Below are 17,148 nucleotides of genomic sequence, written 5' to 3' on the forward strand. Positions count from 1 at the left end.
GTTGCAGCGGGACCTGCCGGATTACTGCATCGCCTGGAAGAAAGACAGCGTCCGCGCGTTGGCGGCCTTGGCTGCGTCGGCGTTGTAGTGCACGCCAGCGTTGCGCGCGAAGGCGTGCATGCAGCCGGGGTACGTGTGGATTTCCACCTTGGGGCGCTCGCGCAGGGCTTCAATGATGGTTGCGCGCGCCTGCGGCGGCACGAACTCGTCTTCTTCGGCGATGTGCATCAACAGCGGCGCTGACAGCTTGCTGGCTTCGGCCAGATGCTTGTCGATGCCAACGCCGTAGTAGGACACCGCGGCATCTGCGTTGGTGCGCACCGCGGTCAGGAACGCCAGCAGGCCGCCAAGGCAATAGCCGACCGTGCCTACCCCGCCGCTCACGCCCGGCGCTTTGCGTGCGGCCTGAATGGTGGCATCGAGGTCTGCCACGCCTTTGTCCACGTCGAACGCGGTGTAGAGCGCCAGCGCCTTTTTCCATTCGGCCTCGGTCTTGTCGGTCAGCTCCACATTGGGCTCTTGCCGCCAGTACAGGTCGGGGCAGATGGCAACGAAGCCCTGGCTGGCAAAGTCGTCACACGTCTGCCGCATGTCCGCGTTGATGCCAAAGATCTCCTGGATCACGACGATGGCGGTGCCGCGCGCGTTGGCGGATGGCGTGGCCAGATAGGCGGCAAAGCTGCCGTCGGCTACGTCGATGGTGATGCGCTTGCCCATGGAAAGTCTCCCTTGCATTGGTGTGCCGGACGTACCACCGTACAGTTATAGGCGAAATCGTTGGAGACGACAGACCAAGTTGCGTGCGCCGGGCGACACCGGCTGCCGCGCGCGCGGGCAATCGGCGCCCCCTCAATCCCCCTTGAATCCCGAAGCCTTGATCACCGGCGTCCAGCGCGCGGCAAGGGCGTTCGCATACCTGGCCACCTCATCCGACGCGCCACCCGGCAGCAGGTCATACCCGGTGCGCGCCAGCTTCTCCCGTACGTCCGGCATGGCTAGGACCTTGCGCACGGCGTCGCCCCACTGCGCGGCCACGTCGGGCGCGGTGCCCGCGCGCACATACAGCAGATAGCGCGACGAGGTCACCAGGTTTGGGAATCCGGACTCCGCAAACGTGGGCACATTGGGCAGCGCATCGGCACGCTTGTCGCCGGCCACCGCCAGCACGCGGAGTTTGCCGGCGCGGTGATATTCCATGAAGGTGGTGGTTGCGTCCATGCCGGCGGATATCTGGTTGCCCATCAGGTCGGTGACCAGGGGGCCGCCCCCGCGATAGGGCACCAGGGTGCTGCCCGTATGGGATTGGGCAACGAATTCCACCGCGAGAAAATGAAGCAACGTGCCAACGGTGCTGATGCCGATGGAATGTTCGGCGGGACGGGCCTTGGCCGCCTGGACAAAATCTGCCAGTGTCTTGATCGGCGAGCTGGCGCTCACCGCCAGCCCGAACTGAACGCCGGCCACATCGGTGATGGCCTTGAAGTCGGTAACGGGATTAAAGCGCATGTTGTTGTAGATCAGCGGACCGATGAACATCGGGTCCACTGGCGCCAGCAGCACGGCGTTGCCGTCCGCGGGCGCGTTCTTCAGGACTTCGGCCGCCACGCGGGTGCCGGCGCCGGGTCGGTTGTCGACGATCACGGTGCGGCCCATCGCATCCTTCAACTTCTCCGCCAGCAAGCGCCCCATGAAATCGGCTGGCCCGCCGGCCGGGAACGGCACGATGATGCGCGAGACAGTCTGGCCCCACGCTGCACGCGAGATCACGCTGCCCGCACACAGGACGGCGGCAGTGCCGGCCAGCATGGCGCGGCGCGAGAGCCGCACAGCGGCGTTATGGTTGCGGTCGTTCATTGGATGCTCCTGGTTGGTTTGCGGGGAGATTACCGGGCGGTGAATGGTGTGAAGCGCGCTGCGTCTTCGATGACCTGCCCTGCTCGCAGCAGCAGGTCTTCCCTGAAGCGCCAGGCCATCAGTTGCACGCCAACGGGGATGGCGCCGGCCATGCCCGTGGGTACCGAAAGGCCCGGCATGCCAAGCATGGCGGTGGCGAGCAGCGGGCTCTGGGCGTCGAGCAGTGCGTGCGTTTGTTCAAGCGTGCCGATGTCCGCGTCCTGCGCGCAGGGCCGCTGCCATGACACCGGCATCAACACCAGCGGATAGCTATCCAGGAAGACCGACCAGTTGCGCGCCAGTGTCTGGCGCCGCGCCAATGCATCGAGAAAGCCATCGCGGCTGGTCTGCGCCATGCCCTCGATCATGTTGCGCTGGCTGCGCCGCATGGCTTCGTCGCCGTGCTGGTCCACCCCGGCGATGATGTTGCGGCGGCTGTCGTCAGTGATCAGCGTGCGCCATAGCGCGGCGGCTTCAAGGAAATCCGGCAAAGCGGCTTCTTCCACCGTGTAGCCGGCTTGCTGCAGCCAATGGGCGGCGCTGTCCAGTGCGTGGCTCACCGCCGGGTCGATGGGAATGCCTGGGCAGTGCTTGAAGAGCGCCACGCGGATCGGGCCCACCGGCGGCGGCAACTCCAACGGCGCCGGCACCCACGCTGGATCGCGCGCGTCGTAGCGCGCCATGGCGTGATAGCCAAGCTGCAGGTCAGCCATGCTGCGGGCCATGGCACCCTGTACCGACATCAGTTGCGGCGTGATGCTGCGCTCAGCGCTGGCGCTGGGGTTGTACGCGGGCACGCGGCCTATGGTGGGCCGCAAGCCGGGCACGCCACAGGCATAGGCCGGATAGCGGATGGATCCGCCGATGTCGTTGCCATGGGCTAGCGCGCCCATGCCGCAAGCCACCGCAGCGGCGGCGCCACCACTGGAGCCGCCGGGCGTGATATCCGGATCCCAGGGGTTGAGCGTGCGGCCGTGCAGGCCATTGTCCGTGAACCAGCGCGACGAGTAGGTGGCGGTGTTGCTGCGCCCCACGATGATGGCGCCGGCATTGCGCCAGTGCGCCACCACGGGCGCGTCTTCACGCGCGATGTTGTTTTTGAGCGGGATCACGCCGTTGGTGGTGGCGTGCCCGGCCTGATCCACATTGATCTTGATCGTGACGGGCACACCATGAAGCGGGCCAAGTTGCGCGCCGCTGGCGACTTGCTGGTCAGCCGCATCGGCACTCGCCAGCGCGTCTTTGGCCAGCACCTCTGCCAATGCGTTGATGCGCGGGTTGAGCTGTTCGATGCGTGCGAGCGCGCTGGCGGTGGCCTCGCGGCAGGAAATGTCGCGGCGGCGCACGGCGGCGGCAATATCGACGGCGCTCCAGCGCCACAGCGTTTCGGGGGTATTCACGTTGAGACTCCAGGAATTTCGGGCAAAAGCGATCCCGCCCCCAATGCAAAGTGGGAGTTTGGCGAGGCGGATGGTGGATGCCGGCGGGCGGGCCCGCGCGGCGGTGGCTTAGTCGCTAGGGCTCATCAGCAGGCTTGCCCGGTCGACGCGTGATTCGGCCTCAAGGGCCAGGGCTTCGGCGTGCTCCATATGCTCGTGCATGAGCGCGCGTGCACGGTCGGCATCGCGCGCGCGGAAGGCGTCCATCAGGCCCGTGTGGCTGTGGATGATTTCATCGTCGAAACGCTCGAAGCTGTCCTGCGCATTGCGCACGACGATCACGCGCCGAATGATGTCGTTGAGCAAGCGGCAGAACAGCGCCAGCATGGGGCTACTGCACGCATCGGTCAGCCGGTCGTGAAACAGCAGGTCCGCTTCGCGCCGCTCGTTCCAGTCCGCGCTGCCTCCGTGCGCCGGATGGCTCAGCCCGATCAGCGCGTCGAGCTCGGCCAGGTCAGCGTCGGTCAAGCGCAGAGCGACGTTGGCAGCCAGTTCGGGCTCTACCGCGCGGCGCAAGGCGTACAGCGTGGCAATATCGACCGGCTGGAAGTACAGGAAGTTGGAGACAGCCTCCAGGCACCGATCGTACGAGGGCTGCGCCAGCGTGGCGCCGCCGTTGGGCCCGGTGCTGACGGTAACCAGGCCCTGCACCTGCAGGGCGGCCAGCGCCTCGCGCACGGTCCCGCGCGCCACGCCCATCTGCTCGATGAGGGCCGCCTCCTGCGGCAGCTTATCGCCGACCTTCTGGTGAGTCTGGACGATCCAGCGCTTGATGTCGGTGACCACCTGGTCTGAGCGCTTCACGCGCCTGGTGCCAGAGATTTGGGGCTTGGGATCCTTGGACATCGCTTACAGCCTATTTATGATCATCATTATCAGGATTATGATCGGCTGGATGATTCTTCCAATACGGGTATTCCCGGTGCGCGGAGGGAGCGCCTACAACGCCCCGGCCCCACAGGCCCGCCCGGCACCAGCAAACGCTTGCGCATTGCCAATCGTGGCGCAGCTATCATTTGCCTGGTGCCCAAATGACGGCAAGCAAGAAAATGAACCGTGAGATCACCGACGCAGCCACGCTGCGCGACGCGCTATCAGAGTTGGGAGCGGATGACATCAATCACCACGGCCGCCCCCTGTCCGCGCATCTGATCGGAACCTATGCGCTTCTTGGCGCCTGGGGCAATCCCGACTTCGTTGCACTGGCCGGAGCATTCCACAGCATCTACGGCACGGAAGAGTTCGCGGCCAAGGCACAGCCGCTTTCGCGCCGCGGGACGATTGCCGGCCTGATAGGGACCGAGGCGGAGAACCTTGCCTACGCCTTCTGCATCGCCGACCGCAGAGCGCTATACAACGTGCCGATCGAGGGCCCATTTCACAGGGTTGCGCCAAAGCATGGGCATCGGGTTGCCATCAGCAGAGGCACCTATGCAGCGCTGTTGGAAATCGAGGTGGCCAATATTGTCGAGCAAGCTGCAAACCAGAAGGGCGTTCCTCAAGCCGTGGTTCAATTCTGGCTGCGCGCATTTGAGTCACGGCGGCTGTTTCTTTCGCGTGGTGCCGTCGCGGCCTATCGGGTGGCATTGGCTGATTACAAGGCTCGTGGGGTGTAGAAAAGCCCGCATCAGCCAGGGACGTCCCCCGGCACCAATGCACTCCATAGACAAGGCTGCCATGCCAGAGACCCTGAAAATCCGGAAAGCGACCAAGGCAGATGCCCCGGCGCTTTGCTCGGCTGAGCGGACTATAGCCGCCACCCCCGGCCTGCTTGTATCGCGGCAACATGAGTTCCACGAATCCGCATTCGCGCAAAAGATCGAAGTCCTCTCCACAAAGGGCGCCTATCTCGTAGCCGAGGTCAACGGCAAGCTGGTGGGCCACGCACTGCTTGAGCCGTTGGGACTGGAGTCCATTGCGCACGTGTTCACGCTGACGATCGTCGTCCATCCCGGGCACCTTGGCCTTGGGATCGGCACCGCGCTGATGGCAGCACTGCTTGCGTGGGCGGATCGCACACCGGCCGTCGAAAAGATCGAACTGCGCGTGCGCGAGACCAATAGGCGGGCTCGCATTCTCTATGCACGTTTTGGCTTTGTTCAGGAGGGACGTTTCGAGAAGCGGATACGTCTGCCCGATGGGTCATACCTGGCCGATATCTCCATGGCCAGATTTCCTCAGCCTGGATAGAGGCCAATTGGCGCCCCCCGAAAGCGAAGCCAGATACACCCGGCTCCGGCTACCTCGCCCGGGACCGGCAGCTACGCGCTGGCGACTCGACCTGCACCGCCCGCACTTCGCGACACCATCCGGCGTTTCATCGCACTGATCCGCACACCGAGCCGGCATCAGCCGAACATGAGCACCATCGCGTTTCCCCCTGACAAGACTGGTTGCCCTCATGCTCACTGAAATGCTCCACCACACGCCCCGATGGGTCTGGATCCTGCTCGCGGGCCTGATCGCGCTCGGCCTCTCGCAAACCGTCCCCAGGCGGATGACGCCGGCACGCGCCACGGCTGTGCCCGTGGCCATGGCGGCGGTCTCGCTGGGCGGCGTCATCTCGGCTTTCTCTGCGCAGCCGCTCGCGCTGCTTGGATGGGGAGTGGGTGTAGCTGTCGCGCTGGCGCTGGCCCACACCATCGGCGCCTGGAGCGGCATTCGCTGGCTGGAGGCCGATCGCCGCCTGCTGGTGCCCGCAAGCTGGGTGCCGCTGGCGTTGATCCTCTGCCTGTTCATCACCCGCTACGGCGTGAGCGTGGCCATGGCGGTAAACCCCGGCTTGCTGTGGCACGGCGGCGTGGCGATGCCGATCGGCTTTATCTATGGTGCCGTTAGCGGTATCTTCCTCTCACGTAGCCTGGTGACCTGGAGGCTGACCCGGCAGGCAATGCCCAACAGCGTGCCGGGCTGATCACTCAGGCCGCTACTGAAACCAGCCACTGAAGCCAGCAACCGCTATCCGGAACCACGTCCAGGTCTACAGCCATGAACGCACTCGATCAGTTTCAGCTGTTTATCGCGGCCCCGTCGGTACTGGCATTCGCCTTGATCGAGGCCATCGTCTTGTCGCGCCGCCAGCGCTACGACTGGCGGGCGTTCGGGGTGTCGGCGCTGGATCTGGTGGCGCGCATCGCGGTGGGCATTGCCTTGCCGCTGTCGATCGCGGCGCCGCTGGTGCGGCTGGCGTTCGAGCACCGCTGGATGACGATCCATCCCACCGGCTGGATCGCGTTGCCGCTGCTGTTTATCGGGCAGGAGTTCTGCTACTACTGGTATCACCGCGCGGCCCACAGGGTGCGGTGGTTCTGGAGCAACCACGCGGTGCACCACTCGCCGAACCAGCTGAACCTGTCGGCGGCATTTCGCATCGGGGTGCTCGGCAAGCTGACCGGCACGGCACTGTTCTTCGTACCGCTGGCCTGGATTGGCTTTGAGCCGCGAATCGTGTTTGCCGTGTTATCGCTGAACCTGCTCTATCAGTTCTGGATTCATGCGACGTGGATTCCGCGCTTGGGCTGGCTGGAGGGGATCTTCAATACGCCTTCGGCGCACCGGGTGCATCACGCATCCAACCTTGAGTACCTGGATGCGAACTATGGCGGTGTGCTGGTGGTGTTCGATCGCTTGTTCGGCACCTACGTGAAGGAGCGCGAGGACCTGCCCTGCCGGTATGGCCTTGTGCATCCGATCGAGAGCGCGAATCCGTTGCGCATCGAGTTCACGCAGTGGGTGCATCTGTTGCGCGACCTGGCCGGGGCGCGCAGCTTGCGCGCGTTCCTTGGGTACTTGTTCATGCCGCCGGGCTGGACGCCGCATGGCGAGGGCAGTACCACGGCGGAACTGCGCGCGCGGCGCCCGCAGGCTGAGATGCCGCAAGGCGTTGCTGGTGGCTGACATCCGGCCACAGCGCATCATGCGCTATCCCGCCAAGGAACTGGCCTGGCTGTTTCGCGAACTGCGGATTGGCGTGCCCGTGGCGTTCGGCTCCGCCGGCTTCTTCTCCGTCGTGTTCCGCGAGCCGTTTGGCATGAACCTGGCCTATGCCCTGTGCATCACGATGATGATACAGGCGCTGGTGAAGCTGGGCCGCTATGGCCTCACGCGCCGGCTGCCCAATGCCTCGCCGGGCGCTCCCACCACGCCGCGGCGCTGGCCGGACTGGAAGTGGATGTTTCCGTGGATCGTCGTATCTGGCGTGGTGGGCTATTTTGGCGGGCATGCGATTGCCAACGTGCTCACCGGTAGCCACGGCACGCCGTTGGAGCTGATGCGCAATCCGCGCGCCCTGCTGCTGAGCATGACGGTGGCGCTGGTGCTGGCGCTCGGCATCTCTTACTTCCACTATGCACGCGGGCGCATGGCGGCTGCGGACGCGCGGGCGCAGGCGGCCATGCGCAGCGCCGCGGAGAACCAGCTGCGCTTGCTGGAGTCGCAGCTGGAGCCGCACATGCTGTTCAATACGCTGGGCAACCTGCGCGTGATGATCGGGCAGGATCCGCAGCGCGCGCAAGAAATGCTGAACCAGGTGATCTCGTTCTTGCGCGCCACGCTGCAGGCGTCGCGCTCCGGCCCGCATCCGCTGTCATGCGAGTTCGATCGCATTGCCGACTACCTGGCGTTGATGCAGGTGCGCATGGGCGCGCGGCTGCAGGTCGAGCTCGACCTGCCCGCTGGCCTGGCCAACCTGCCTGTGCCGCCGCTACTGCTGCAGCCACTGGTTGAGAACGCCATCAAGCACGGGCTGGAGCCCATCGTCGCGGGCGGCTGGATCAAGGTGACGGCCCGCCGCAAAGGCGGCACGCTGGTGCTCGCCGTGCGCGACACCGGCGTGGGCTTGAGCGAGCTACCGCCTGGCTCTGACTGCTTTGGCACATCGCAGGTGCGCGAACGGCTCGCCCAGCTCTATGGCAAAGCCGCGAGCTTCCAGCTGCTGCGCGCCGGCGATTGCGGCGATGGCAGCGACGGCGGCACGCTGGCCATCGTGCGCCTTCCGCTATCCTGATTGACTGCCGCCCACCCTGCCCGATATCGCCTCCATGCAAACCACTGCCCTGATCGCCGAGGATGAAGCGCTGCTGGCCGCGGACCTCCAGGCGGAGCTGGCCCGCTTGTGGCCGACGCTTAACATCGTCGCAACCGTAGGCGACGGCGAGGCCGCCGTGACGCAGGCGCTCGCGCTGCAGCCCGATCTGCTGTTCCTGGATATCCGCATGCCGGGTATGAGCGGACTGGAGGCAGCGCAGACGCTGGCCGAGGATTGGCCCGACTCGGCCAAGCCGTTCCCGCTGATCGTCTTCGTGACGGCCTACGACACATACGCCTTGCACGCATTCGAGCATGCGGCAGTCGATTACGTGCTAAAGCCCGTGCAGGCCGGCCGCCTGGCAAAAACCTGCGCGCGCCTGCAGGCCACGTTGCAACAGCGTGCGGCCCCGCAAGGCGCCCCGCCATCGCTGGACGCCGCCATGGATCAGTTGCGCGCGCTGCTTGGCGTTGGCATGCCCGCGCCGCCAGCCGCACCGGCGGCCAACCCGTTGCAGGTAATCCAGGCCAGCGCCGGCAATACCATCACGATGGTGCCGATTGACGAGGTGCTGTATTTCGAGGCCGCGGACAAGTATGTGCGGGTGGTCACCGCGCAGCGCGAGCACCTGATTCGCATGTCGCTGCGGGAGTTGCAGATGCGGATCGATCCGGCGTGCTTCTGGCAGGTCCACCGCAGCACGATCGTACGCTGCACGGCCATTGCCAGCGCGCTGCGCGATGACAGCGGCAAGCTCACACTGAGCTTGCGCGACCGGCCGGAAAAGCTGGGGGTCAGCCGGCTTTATGCGGACGCGTTCAAGGGGATGTAGGCGCAACGGTGTCGCGCAAGTCACGGACAAAAATCCTGCGCAGGTGTCTGTGCGCCGCCGACGCTTGCCCGGCGTGTTGGCGCGGCGCCATCGTTTTCCACCGGATTTATGCCCGCCCGCGCACACTGCGCGGCGCCGGGCCATGGCATGCCGTGTGCGTGGTGAAGGGGGAGCGTCGAGCCCGGCGCTCTTCCACCGCAACCCACTCAGGAGAAGGCCATGTCCACCCTATCCATCGGAAACCTGCCTCGCCTCAGCGAGCTTGAGCAGGCCGCCCGGATCGCCGTGACCGGCGGCACCGGTGTCTACCCCATGCCCATGGTCGTCCGCAGGGACCCCGGCTATGGGGAATTTCCGAAGCTGCCCGGAATGCCGGAAATGCCTGCGATCCCGAACTCGTTCCCGTGCGGCTCGCCGAGCTATCACGGGCCGCTGATGTGGCCCGACTCCGGCGAGCCGAAGATCGTTCCTCTCTGACCCCTCCCCATTTATGTCACGAACGTCAAGAACGTCACGAGACCCAACGGCACGCAAGAGGCCGAACCCCGCTTTCAAGGAGCACACCATGCACAACAAATTTGCTATTGCCACCCTCACCGCCGCAGCGCTTGCAGCGGCCTTGCTCGCCGGCGCCGCCCAGGCCGCCGGCCCCCAGGACCGTGCCCTCTACAGTGACCGCGATGGTGACCGCTACGGCTACAACTTCCGGGCCGGCAAAGTGGACCCATACACCGACGGCGGCCGCACCGGCAAGTTCGACTCGTTTGGCGAAGGCGCTCGCCAGGTTGACCCGTACACCGACGGCGCCAGGGCCTGAGTAGCGCCCGGCGAGCGAAAGCACGCGCAGGCGTGCTTTCGCTCGATCAGGCTTGAGGGCTTCAGAACCTCAGGACTTCAGCTCAGAGGGCTCCAGGTTCCACAGCTTGCTGTCGCTGGTGGACACCGCCACAGCGCCTTCCCGGATCGCGCTGCAGATGTCGTCCTTGTTGCAGACGAACCCCGAGGTCACGATAGGCGGCAGCGCCTTGCGGTCCTGGGTGGAAAGATGCGCGAGCATGGGCGCGGGCATCAGCTGCACCAGGTTGGGATCGCTTTGCTCCAGCGCCTTGACGCTGCGCGGCCAGGTCGAACGGTCGGTCACGAACACCTTCTGCATGGTGATCAGGCCGGCCCGGTTGGCGCGCTGGATGGTGGCCACCCGGGTCGAGACGAGACTGGTCACCCCGATATCGGCGAGATACTCGACGCCACCCTTGTCCTGCGACAGCCCTTCGCAACTGTCGATATTGACGATGACGTACTTGCCGGCCTTGGTCAGCGTGGCCACCACGGGCTGCAACTTGCGCAGCTCCACGTTGGCAACGATGCAGACCTCGGCGTGGCTCTCGATCAGGATATCGGCCTGCTCGACACCGAAGAGCGTCGCGATAACCGGGTGCCGCGTCAGGCGTGCCCCGAGGGACTTATCCATGGTGCTTACCGATCCGGGTCGTGGGGCAGCGCGTCCGTCAGGCCGAGCTTTCCGGGGTTGAGGATGTTCTTGGGATCCAGCGCTTGTTTGACCGCCATCAGCACCGCAAACGCACTGCCCAGCGATTCGCGCATATACGGCGCGCGCAGCAGCCCGATGCCGTGATGGTGGCTCAACGCGGCATTGTATTTGATCAACACCGCGTTGGCGGCATCCCAGGCCTGGCGATACCACTTCGCCCGGTTCTCCACCTCGACCTCGCCGCGCAGCGAGAAGTACAGGCAGGCGCCGTCCACATAGGCATGCGACTGGTGCGCGGAGCCGGCGAGCGTGCCGGGCACGGCGTTGATGGCGTTGACCACGTCCGTGTAGATGGCGGGCAGGTCGCTCCAGGGGCCGGACATCTCCAGCGTGTCGGCGACAAAGCCGGGGCTGCGCTTGAAGCCTTCCGCGCTCTTGCCGGTCAGGTAGCGCGTATCCAGCCAGCGCTCGAAGATCGCTTCGCTGTCCAGCGCGTCGCCGAGCCCCTTGCACACGCCTTCGCTGATGGCCATCACGGCATCGACCATCTCGCGCGCGCCTTCGTCGGCGATCAGCAGCACGTTGGTGTCGGGCAGGTTGAACTGCACGCGGCTCTCGAGCTCGTCGTACAGGCGCAGGGCTGCGGGATTGGCGCCACGCTGCATGATCTCGCGGCAGGCTTCCAGGCCGATGGCGAAGGTCTTGAAGCCATAGGCGATGGCGCGGCCGTAGTCCGGCAGCCGATGCAGCTTGAGGCGCACGCGCACGATCACGCCGAGCGTGCCCTCCGAGCCGATGAACAGTTGCTGCAGGTCCGAGCCGAGTGCTGCGCGTGAGTAGCCACCCACGCTGATCAGGCTGCCGTCGGCCAGCACCACATCCATGCCGAAGACCATATCCTCGATCTTGCCGTAGCGCGTGGAAAGCTGCCCGGCGCCGCGGCACGCCACCCAGCCGCCCACGGTGCTGATGGCGAAGGACGACGGCCAGTGGCCCATCGTCATGCCGTAGTCCTTCTGGATGGTCTGCTCGAACACGTCGCCGAACAGGCCGGCTTCCACCTCGACGATCTGGCTTTCCCTGTCGAAGCCCAGCACCTTGTTCAGCTCGCACACGTCCAGCACGATGCCACCGCGCACCGGCAGCGCAGCGCCGGTGACATTGCTGCGGCCCGCCGACACCGTCAACGGGATCGCCGCAGCGTGCGCGATCCGCATGACGGCCTGGATCTGCGCGATCGTGGACACGCGCACGATGACGGCCTGCGGCGTGGCCGGCCGGCCCGCGGTCTCGGTCATCATGGAGCCGGCCCACCAGTCGCGCGTCCAGGCCACCACGCTGGCGGTATCCGTCAGCACCGCATCGGCCACGCCGCGCAGCGCATCGATGTGCGCGGCATCCACGGCGACGGCGTTGCGCTGCAGGCCGGGCATGCTGGCGGTTTCCTTGATGGTGGCCGCATAGGCCGGCGGCGTGTGCGCGCCGACGATGTAGTTGCCACGGTTGTAGCCGCGCTTGATGGCTTCCTTGCTGATCATTGTGCATCTCCCAGTAGAACGGATTTTTCATGTGCGACGGCAGCCAGGTAGTCATTGACCTGCTGCGCCACCACGGATTCGGACAGGCCAAGCTCGGCCTGCAGGATTGCGCCCACGCGGGACGCGGCGCGCGCCGAGGCATCGCGCGCCATCAGGCGGGCGCGGATGCGGCGCGAGAGCACGTCGTCCACGCTCCCCGCCAGCTCGTGGCGCGCGGCGTAGACGATCTCGGCTTCGGTATAGGGAAGCCCTTCGACAATCGGTGCCTGCAGGCGCGCATCGGCCTGCAGGATGTCGCTGACGAAGCGGGCTTCCGTGCCATAACGCTCGCCCAGGTGGGCGGACAAGCCGCCGGAGGCCACGATGGCCTGCGCGTCGTATCCCGCGGCACCCAGCAGGTACGCGGATTTGGTCTGGCATCTGTTGCGCTGGCCAATCACCTTCTGGGCCGCGTCGATGGTTTGCTCAGCCATGTGACGGGAGGTGGTCAGCTTGCCCCCGACAATGGTGACAAGGCCATCGGCAGCGGTATGGATCTCATGGTTGCGCTTGATCTCCAGCGTCTTGCCCCCCGGCGGCGCCACCAGCGGCCGGCAGCCCGCGATGCTGCCCAGCACGTCTTTGGCCTGCAGGTCCGTCTTCAACGCCCAGCGCGCGCCGTCCAGCAGGAAATCGAGTTCCTCGCGGGTGCAGCAGACGTTGTCGAGATCGCCTTCGTAGTCTTCGTCCGTCGTGCCCAGGTAGGAGACGTTGCCCCAGCGTGTGATGGTGGCGCGGCGGTTGCGCCCCGGCACGGGGATGGTCACGGTGCAGTCGTTGCGGACCTTGAGCCAGGGAATGGCCACGTGCACGCCCTTGGCCGGGCGGATATGCAGCGTTTTTTCCTCGCCCTTCTTGCGGCCGGTCCAGTCACGCAACCACACGCCTGTGGCCATGACGACGACGCCGGCCCTGGCGCGGATCTCTCGATCCCCGGCATGAATGATGGCACCGTCGACCTTGCCGTGACCGTTGCGCGTGATCTCCACCACCTTCGCGTGGTTGACCACCGCCGCGCCGTGAAAGGCCGCGGTGCGGGCGATGTTCAGCGTGAGCCGGGCATCGTCCACGCGCGCATCGAAGTACATGAAGCCGCCGAGCAGGTTATCCTCGTTGAAGGTCGGGCAATGCGACAGCACCTCGGCCTTGGTGAGCTTTTGATGCAGGATGCCTTCGCGCCAGCCGCCCGCCAGGTCGTAGGTCCAGAGCAGGCTCTCGAATGCCTTGGACAGGCGCTTGTCGAACACGCCGTCCTTCTCCATCACGGGAAAGAGGAACGGCAAGCGCTGCACGAGGTGCCGCGCATTCCTGCGCAGGCGTTGGCGCTCCAGCAGGGAATGACGCACCAGCCCAAGGTTGCCCTGCTCGATGTAACGCAACCCGCCATGCACCATCTTGGAGGACTTGGACGACGTGCCGGAGGCAAAGTCGTTTTTCTCCACCAGGGCAACGCGATAGCCGCGCAGGCTGGCATCCAACGCGGCATAGGCGCCGGTCACGCCGCCGCCGACGATGAGGATGTCGAAGGTCTCGCTGCCAAGGCGATCGAGCTGCGCCTGGCGCACCAGGCGCAGCGGTTCGGTGGATGTCATCCCGGCGCGGTCCCGGCTGGGACTTCTGGATGGAAAAACCATCATGTTTCGGCGATCTCCTGGCTGGTCAGTGGTGATGGAAGGTTTGCGCGTGGCGCAGCTCGGACGCGACCCGTGCGTGCCAGAGCGCGCGGCGCTCGCCGCGCTGGTCGGCGCCAAGGCGCGGCTCGAACACGGCATCGGTTTCATTGGTCGCGCGGGCGTCCTGCAGCGAGTCCCACAGCAGCCCCGACGAGCCTGCGAAGAAGGCGATGCCGCGCAAGCTGGCGCGATCGGTCTCGCGCATGCGCCGGATCGGCATGCCGGTCAGGTCCGCCTGGATCTGGAGCAGTGCGTCGCTGCCGGAGAGGCCGCCACCCACGATGAGTTCGGCCACGGGCACGCCGGCGACTTCCTCGTTAGCCTCCATGCAGGACGACACCGCATGCGCGATGCCTTCCAGGACGGCGTAGGCCACCTCGGCCTGCGTGCTTGCGATCGAGATGCCCGTCAGCGACGCGCGGGCTTCGGGTTGCATCTGCGGGACGCGCAGCCCGGTGAGCGCGGGCAGGAAGGTCACGCCGCGCGCGGAGTCGACGGTGGCGGCCAGCGCGCTGATCTGCTTCGCGCTCTCGAACCAGCGCAGCTTCTCGCAAACCCAGTTCAGCGCGGAGCCCGTGGTGGCGACGAAGGTCTCCACGGAAAGATGCGAGACATCGTGCTGCCGGCGCGCGGTCATGGTCAGGGTGCCGTCGTACAGGCCGGCCTTGGCCGGTGGCTGCGGCCCGATCACCAGGTCCACGAAGCTGCCGGTGCCATGCACGCACATCGACTGCCCGCGCTCCAGGCATCCGAGCCCCGCGGCGCCGGCAAGCTGGTCGCCCGCGCAAGCGAGGATCGGCACGTCGATGCCCAGCAGCTCGGCGCGCGTGCGCCCGAAATCGTCGGCGTCCTGGCGCAACGCGGGCAGCAGCGTGTGCGGGAACCCCAGCGCATCGAGCCAGCCAAGGTGATAGCGGTGCCCCGCCAGCACGTAGGCGCTGGCGGAGGTGGCGTTGGTCGGCGTGGTCACGCAGGCGCGCTCGCTCGACAGATGCCAGAGCAGCCAGGTGTCGATGGTGCCAAACGCCAGGCTGCCCGCGCGGAACGCCTCGGCCACCTCGGGCGTGTCCCGCAGATGGCGCGCGGCCCAGAGGTAGGGAGAACGCACGCCGACCGGGCGCCCGACCTGCTCGAGCAGCGTCTTGTCCCAGGCCGGCGCCAGCGCGCTGAGCTCGCTGACATAGCGCGTGTCCTGCCAGACCATGGCGGGCACGATCGCCCTCCCGCTGCGGGTATCCCACAGCACCGCGGTGGCACGCTGCGTGGCAATGCCCAGCGCGACGATGCGCAACTGCGCTTGCTGCGCGCGTGCGATGGTGGCGCGGCAGACGGCGATCGTCTTTGCCAGTATCGCGTTGGCATCTTGCTCGACCACGCCTGGCCGTGGCGCGTCCACCTGCAGCGTCGTGTACTCGAGGCACGAGACATGGCCGTCGGCGGCAACCACGGCCGCCCGCGTGCCGGACGTGCCTTCGTCGATGGCGAGTATGACGTTCCTGTTGGTCTTCATCGTTGGGATTTCTCTATCGCCGGGTTGAGGAACGCCGGGGCCGGCGCCTCGTCGCCGCCAAATTGCGGGGCGTCGGCTTCGTTGTCAGGATGGATGGTGGTGCGCGTCGGGTCCCACTTGATGGCAAAGCAGATGATGCTGGCCGTCAGCGGCACGATCGAGAGGATGAGAAAGGTCGTCTCCAGGCCGTATTTCTCCCGGAAGAGCGGGAAGATCAACAGGCCCAGTGCGGCGCCGGTTGAGCCCAGTGCGCCGATGATGCCGTTGGCCCCCGCGCGCAGTTCGCTGCGAAACGACAGCGACGAAAGGCTCTTGCCGTTGGCGCCGGGACCGCCTGAATGGAAAAGGATGAACAGCGACGGCACGATCACCGCCACCCAGATCGGCATCTTGCCGTTGAACAGGCCGAGGATCAGCAGCATGACGAAGACGGCCGCGAAACCAAAGGCGGAAGCACGGCGCAAACCCAGCTTGCGCCCGATCAGCGGCGACATGAAACCACCAAGGATGCCAAAGACATTGAAGACCAGCGCACCCACCGTGGCATAGACAAAGTCCTTGCCGAACAGCGCCGCGCTGATCAGCGGCAGATACCAGCCCACCGCGAAATACTGGATGGATTGCCCGATCTGCACCGTCGCCGCAAGAATGGTGCGCGGCAAATAGACACCGCGAAAGATCAGCAGCACATTGGCCAGCCCGCGCTTTGCCTGGTTCAGCACGGGCAGGCGCTCATCCACCGGCGCGGCGGCAAAGGGACGGCCATAGATCCGCGTCATTGCCCTGGCGGCGTCGACCAACCGCTCCTTGCGCGCCAGCCAGATCGGGCTCTCCACCAGGAACGCAAGCTGCAGCACCAGGATGCCAAGCCCGAAGATGGCGGTGGCCGCCACGGAGTAACGCCAGATGGCGTCGCCTACATTCCACCAATGGAACAACAACGCCAGCAGCAAATTGCTGCAGACCGCGGTGTACCACATGCCCTGCCAGGTATTGAGCCGGCTCTTCAGCCTGACCGGCGTGAACTCGGCCAGCACCGCCATGGCGATGGCAAAGTCGATACCGTAGGCCGCGCCGACAAAGAAGCGCCCAACGAGGATCACTTCGAAGCCAGGCGCGAACACCACCAGCAGCGCGCCGATCACCGCCAGGAATTTCGCGAGTATCAGCGGGCGGATGCGGCCCCACCGGTCCGCCATCCATCCGCCGATGGGATTGAAGGCGATCGCGACCCACGAAGCAAACGACGTCAGCAGCGCGACTTGCGAAGCGGCAAGCTGCAGGTTCCGCGTCATGGGCCCGAGCCCGGCGCTCAATGCGGAATTGGAAAATGCGTCGAGGAACAATCCTCCCAGCGCGAGCCACCAGATGAGGCCGGCTCTACCTTTTATGCCTGGGCAGGAATCAATAAACGAGATGACATCATCGATGCCACGGATCTTGATCGTGGATTGCACAGCGGTCTCCTTGTTTTATTTCTGTAAGAGGCCGAGCAATCTGCACGCAGGAAGAGACCATCTTACAGATGGTCTCTTATCTAGATCTGTAGGCGAACTCTAGGTTGAAAGGTTCAGGGTGTCAAGGAGGGGAATCGCGGGGACGGGGGGATTTCTGCCCACCTCTATCAGTGCGATGCATGATCACCCGTCGGCTCGCGCATAACCTGGATTTCCGGTCCAGTACGGGTTCCACAAGAACTTGCTACA

17 protein-coding genes are annotated in these 17,148 nt (G+C 65.7%); 8 read left to right on the forward strand and 9 right to left on the reverse strand.

What is annotated here, in order from left to right; translation table 11 throughout:
* Positions 1 to 21 precede the first annotated feature (21 nt).
* The 4 genes from AC1RQK_RS04905 to AC1RQK_RS04920 form a co-directional block, all read right to left on the reverse strand.
* Positions 22 to 717 (reverse strand): dienelactone hydrolase family protein, encoded by a 696-nt coding sequence (locus AC1RQK_RS04905; protein ID WP_492807886.1) that lies wholly within the window; start codon positions 715 to 717, stop codon positions 22 to 24.
* Between the two features lie 132 nt (positions 718 to 849).
* On the reverse strand, positions 850 to 1,854 hold the full coding sequence (locus AC1RQK_RS04910) for a Bug family tripartite tricarboxylate transporter substrate binding protein (RefSeq protein WP_492807888.1): 1,005 nt from the start codon (positions 1,852 to 1,854) through the stop codon (positions 850 to 852).
* A gap of 29 nt (positions 1,855 to 1,883) precedes the next feature.
* Complete coding sequence (locus tag AC1RQK_RS04915; protein ID WP_492807890.1) at positions 1,884 to 3,293, reverse strand: amidase family protein; 1,410 nt, start codon at positions 3,291 to 3,293, stop codon at positions 1,884 to 1,886.
* A gap of 108 nt (positions 3,294 to 3,401) precedes the next feature.
* Entirely contained in the window at positions 3,402 to 4,136 is a 735-nt protein-coding gene (locus AC1RQK_RS04920; RefSeq protein ID WP_492807891.1) for a FadR/GntR family transcriptional regulator, read from the reverse strand.
* Positions 4,137 to 4,363: 227 nt separating this feature from the next.
* On the opposite strand from AC1RQK_RS04920, the gene AC1RQK_RS04925 reads away from it, so the two are divergent.
* The 8 genes from AC1RQK_RS04925 to AC1RQK_RS04960 all read left to right on the forward strand — a co-directional run bounded on the left by AC1RQK_RS04925 (position 4,364) and on the right by AC1RQK_RS04960 (position 10,007).
* Positions 4,364 to 4,948: a DUF6817 domain-containing protein gene (locus AC1RQK_RS04925; protein WP_492807893.1), complete on the forward strand. Its 585-nt coding sequence runs from the start codon at positions 4,364 to 4,366 to the stop codon at positions 4,946 to 4,948.
* A 61-nt stretch (positions 4,949 to 5,009) separates the two neighbouring features.
* Positions 5,010 to 5,522 carry a GNAT family N-acetyltransferase gene (locus tag AC1RQK_RS04930; protein WP_492373065.1) on the forward strand — a complete coding sequence of 171 codons (513 nt, stop codon included), beginning with the start codon at positions 5,010 to 5,012 and terminating at the stop codon, positions 5,520 to 5,522.
* A 211-nt stretch (positions 5,523 to 5,733) separates the two neighbouring features.
* Positions 5,734 to 6,246, forward strand: a complete 513-nt coding sequence (locus AC1RQK_RS04935; RefSeq protein ID WP_492807895.1) for a DUF6622 family protein — start codon at positions 5,734 to 5,736, stop codon at positions 6,244 to 6,246.
* A gap of 74 nt (positions 6,247 to 6,320) precedes the next feature.
* Complete coding sequence (locus AC1RQK_RS04940; RefSeq protein ID WP_492807897.1) at positions 6,321 to 7,229, forward strand: sterol desaturase family protein; 909 nt, start codon at positions 6,321 to 6,323, stop codon at positions 7,227 to 7,229.
* A complete protein-coding gene (locus tag AC1RQK_RS04945) occupies positions 7,222 to 8,337 on the forward strand; it encodes a sensor histidine kinase (RefSeq protein WP_492807898.1) in 1,116 nt (371 codons plus the stop codon). The genes AC1RQK_RS04940 and AC1RQK_RS04945 overlap by 8 nt, the downstream gene beginning before the upstream one ends.
* A gap of 34 nt (positions 8,338 to 8,371) precedes the next feature.
* Positions 8,372 to 9,190: a LytR/AlgR family response regulator transcription factor gene (locus AC1RQK_RS04950; protein ID WP_492807900.1), complete on the forward strand. Its 819-nt coding sequence runs from the start codon at positions 8,372 to 8,374 to the stop codon at positions 9,188 to 9,190.
* Positions 9,191 to 9,409: 219 nt separating this feature from the next.
* Entirely contained in the window at positions 9,410 to 9,667 is a 258-nt protein-coding gene (locus AC1RQK_RS04955; protein ID WP_492807902.1) for a hypothetical protein, read from the forward strand.
* A gap of 88 nt (positions 9,668 to 9,755) precedes the next feature.
* A complete protein-coding gene (locus tag AC1RQK_RS04960) occupies positions 9,756 to 10,007 on the forward strand; it encodes a hypothetical protein (RefSeq protein WP_492807904.1) in 252 nt (83 codons plus the stop codon).
* A 69-nt stretch (positions 10,008 to 10,076) separates the two neighbouring features.
* On the opposite strand, the gene AC1RQK_RS04965 is transcribed toward AC1RQK_RS04960, so the two are convergent.
* From AC1RQK_RS04965 to AC1RQK_RS04985, 5 genes are read right to left on the reverse strand one after another with little or no spacing between them, the layout of a single operon-like run.
* Complete coding sequence (locus tag AC1RQK_RS04965) at positions 10,077 to 10,661, reverse strand: glycerol-3-phosphate responsive antiterminator (protein ID WP_492807906.1); 585 nt, start codon at positions 10,659 to 10,661, stop codon at positions 10,077 to 10,079.
* Between the two features lie 5 nt (positions 10,662 to 10,666).
* The gene (locus AC1RQK_RS04970) at positions 10,667 to 12,220 is read right to left on the reverse strand and encodes an FAD-binding oxidoreductase (protein WP_492373058.1); all 1,554 of its coding nucleotides are present in this window, start codon (positions 12,218 to 12,220) and stop codon (positions 10,667 to 10,669) included.
* A complete protein-coding gene (locus tag AC1RQK_RS04975) occupies positions 12,217 to 13,896 on the reverse strand; it encodes a glycerol-3-phosphate dehydrogenase/oxidase (RefSeq protein WP_492807908.1) in 1,680 nt (559 codons plus the stop codon). The genes AC1RQK_RS04970 and AC1RQK_RS04975 overlap by 4 nt, the downstream gene beginning before the upstream one ends.
* Before the next feature lie 22 nt (positions 13,897 to 13,918).
* Positions 13,919 to 15,442, reverse strand: coding sequence for an FGGY family carbohydrate kinase (locus AC1RQK_RS04980; RefSeq protein ID WP_492807910.1), 1,524 nt, complete (start codon positions 15,440 to 15,442; stop codon positions 13,919 to 13,921).
* Entirely contained in the window at positions 15,439 to 16,899 is a 1,461-nt protein-coding gene (locus AC1RQK_RS04985) for an MFS transporter (protein WP_492373055.1), read from the reverse strand. Before AC1RQK_RS04985 ends, AC1RQK_RS04980 begins: the two co-directional genes overlap by 4 nt.
* Between the last annotated feature and the right edge of the window lie 249 nt (positions 16,900 to 17,148).

The organism is Cupriavidus sp. GW822-FHT02D05, assembly GCF_058802485.1.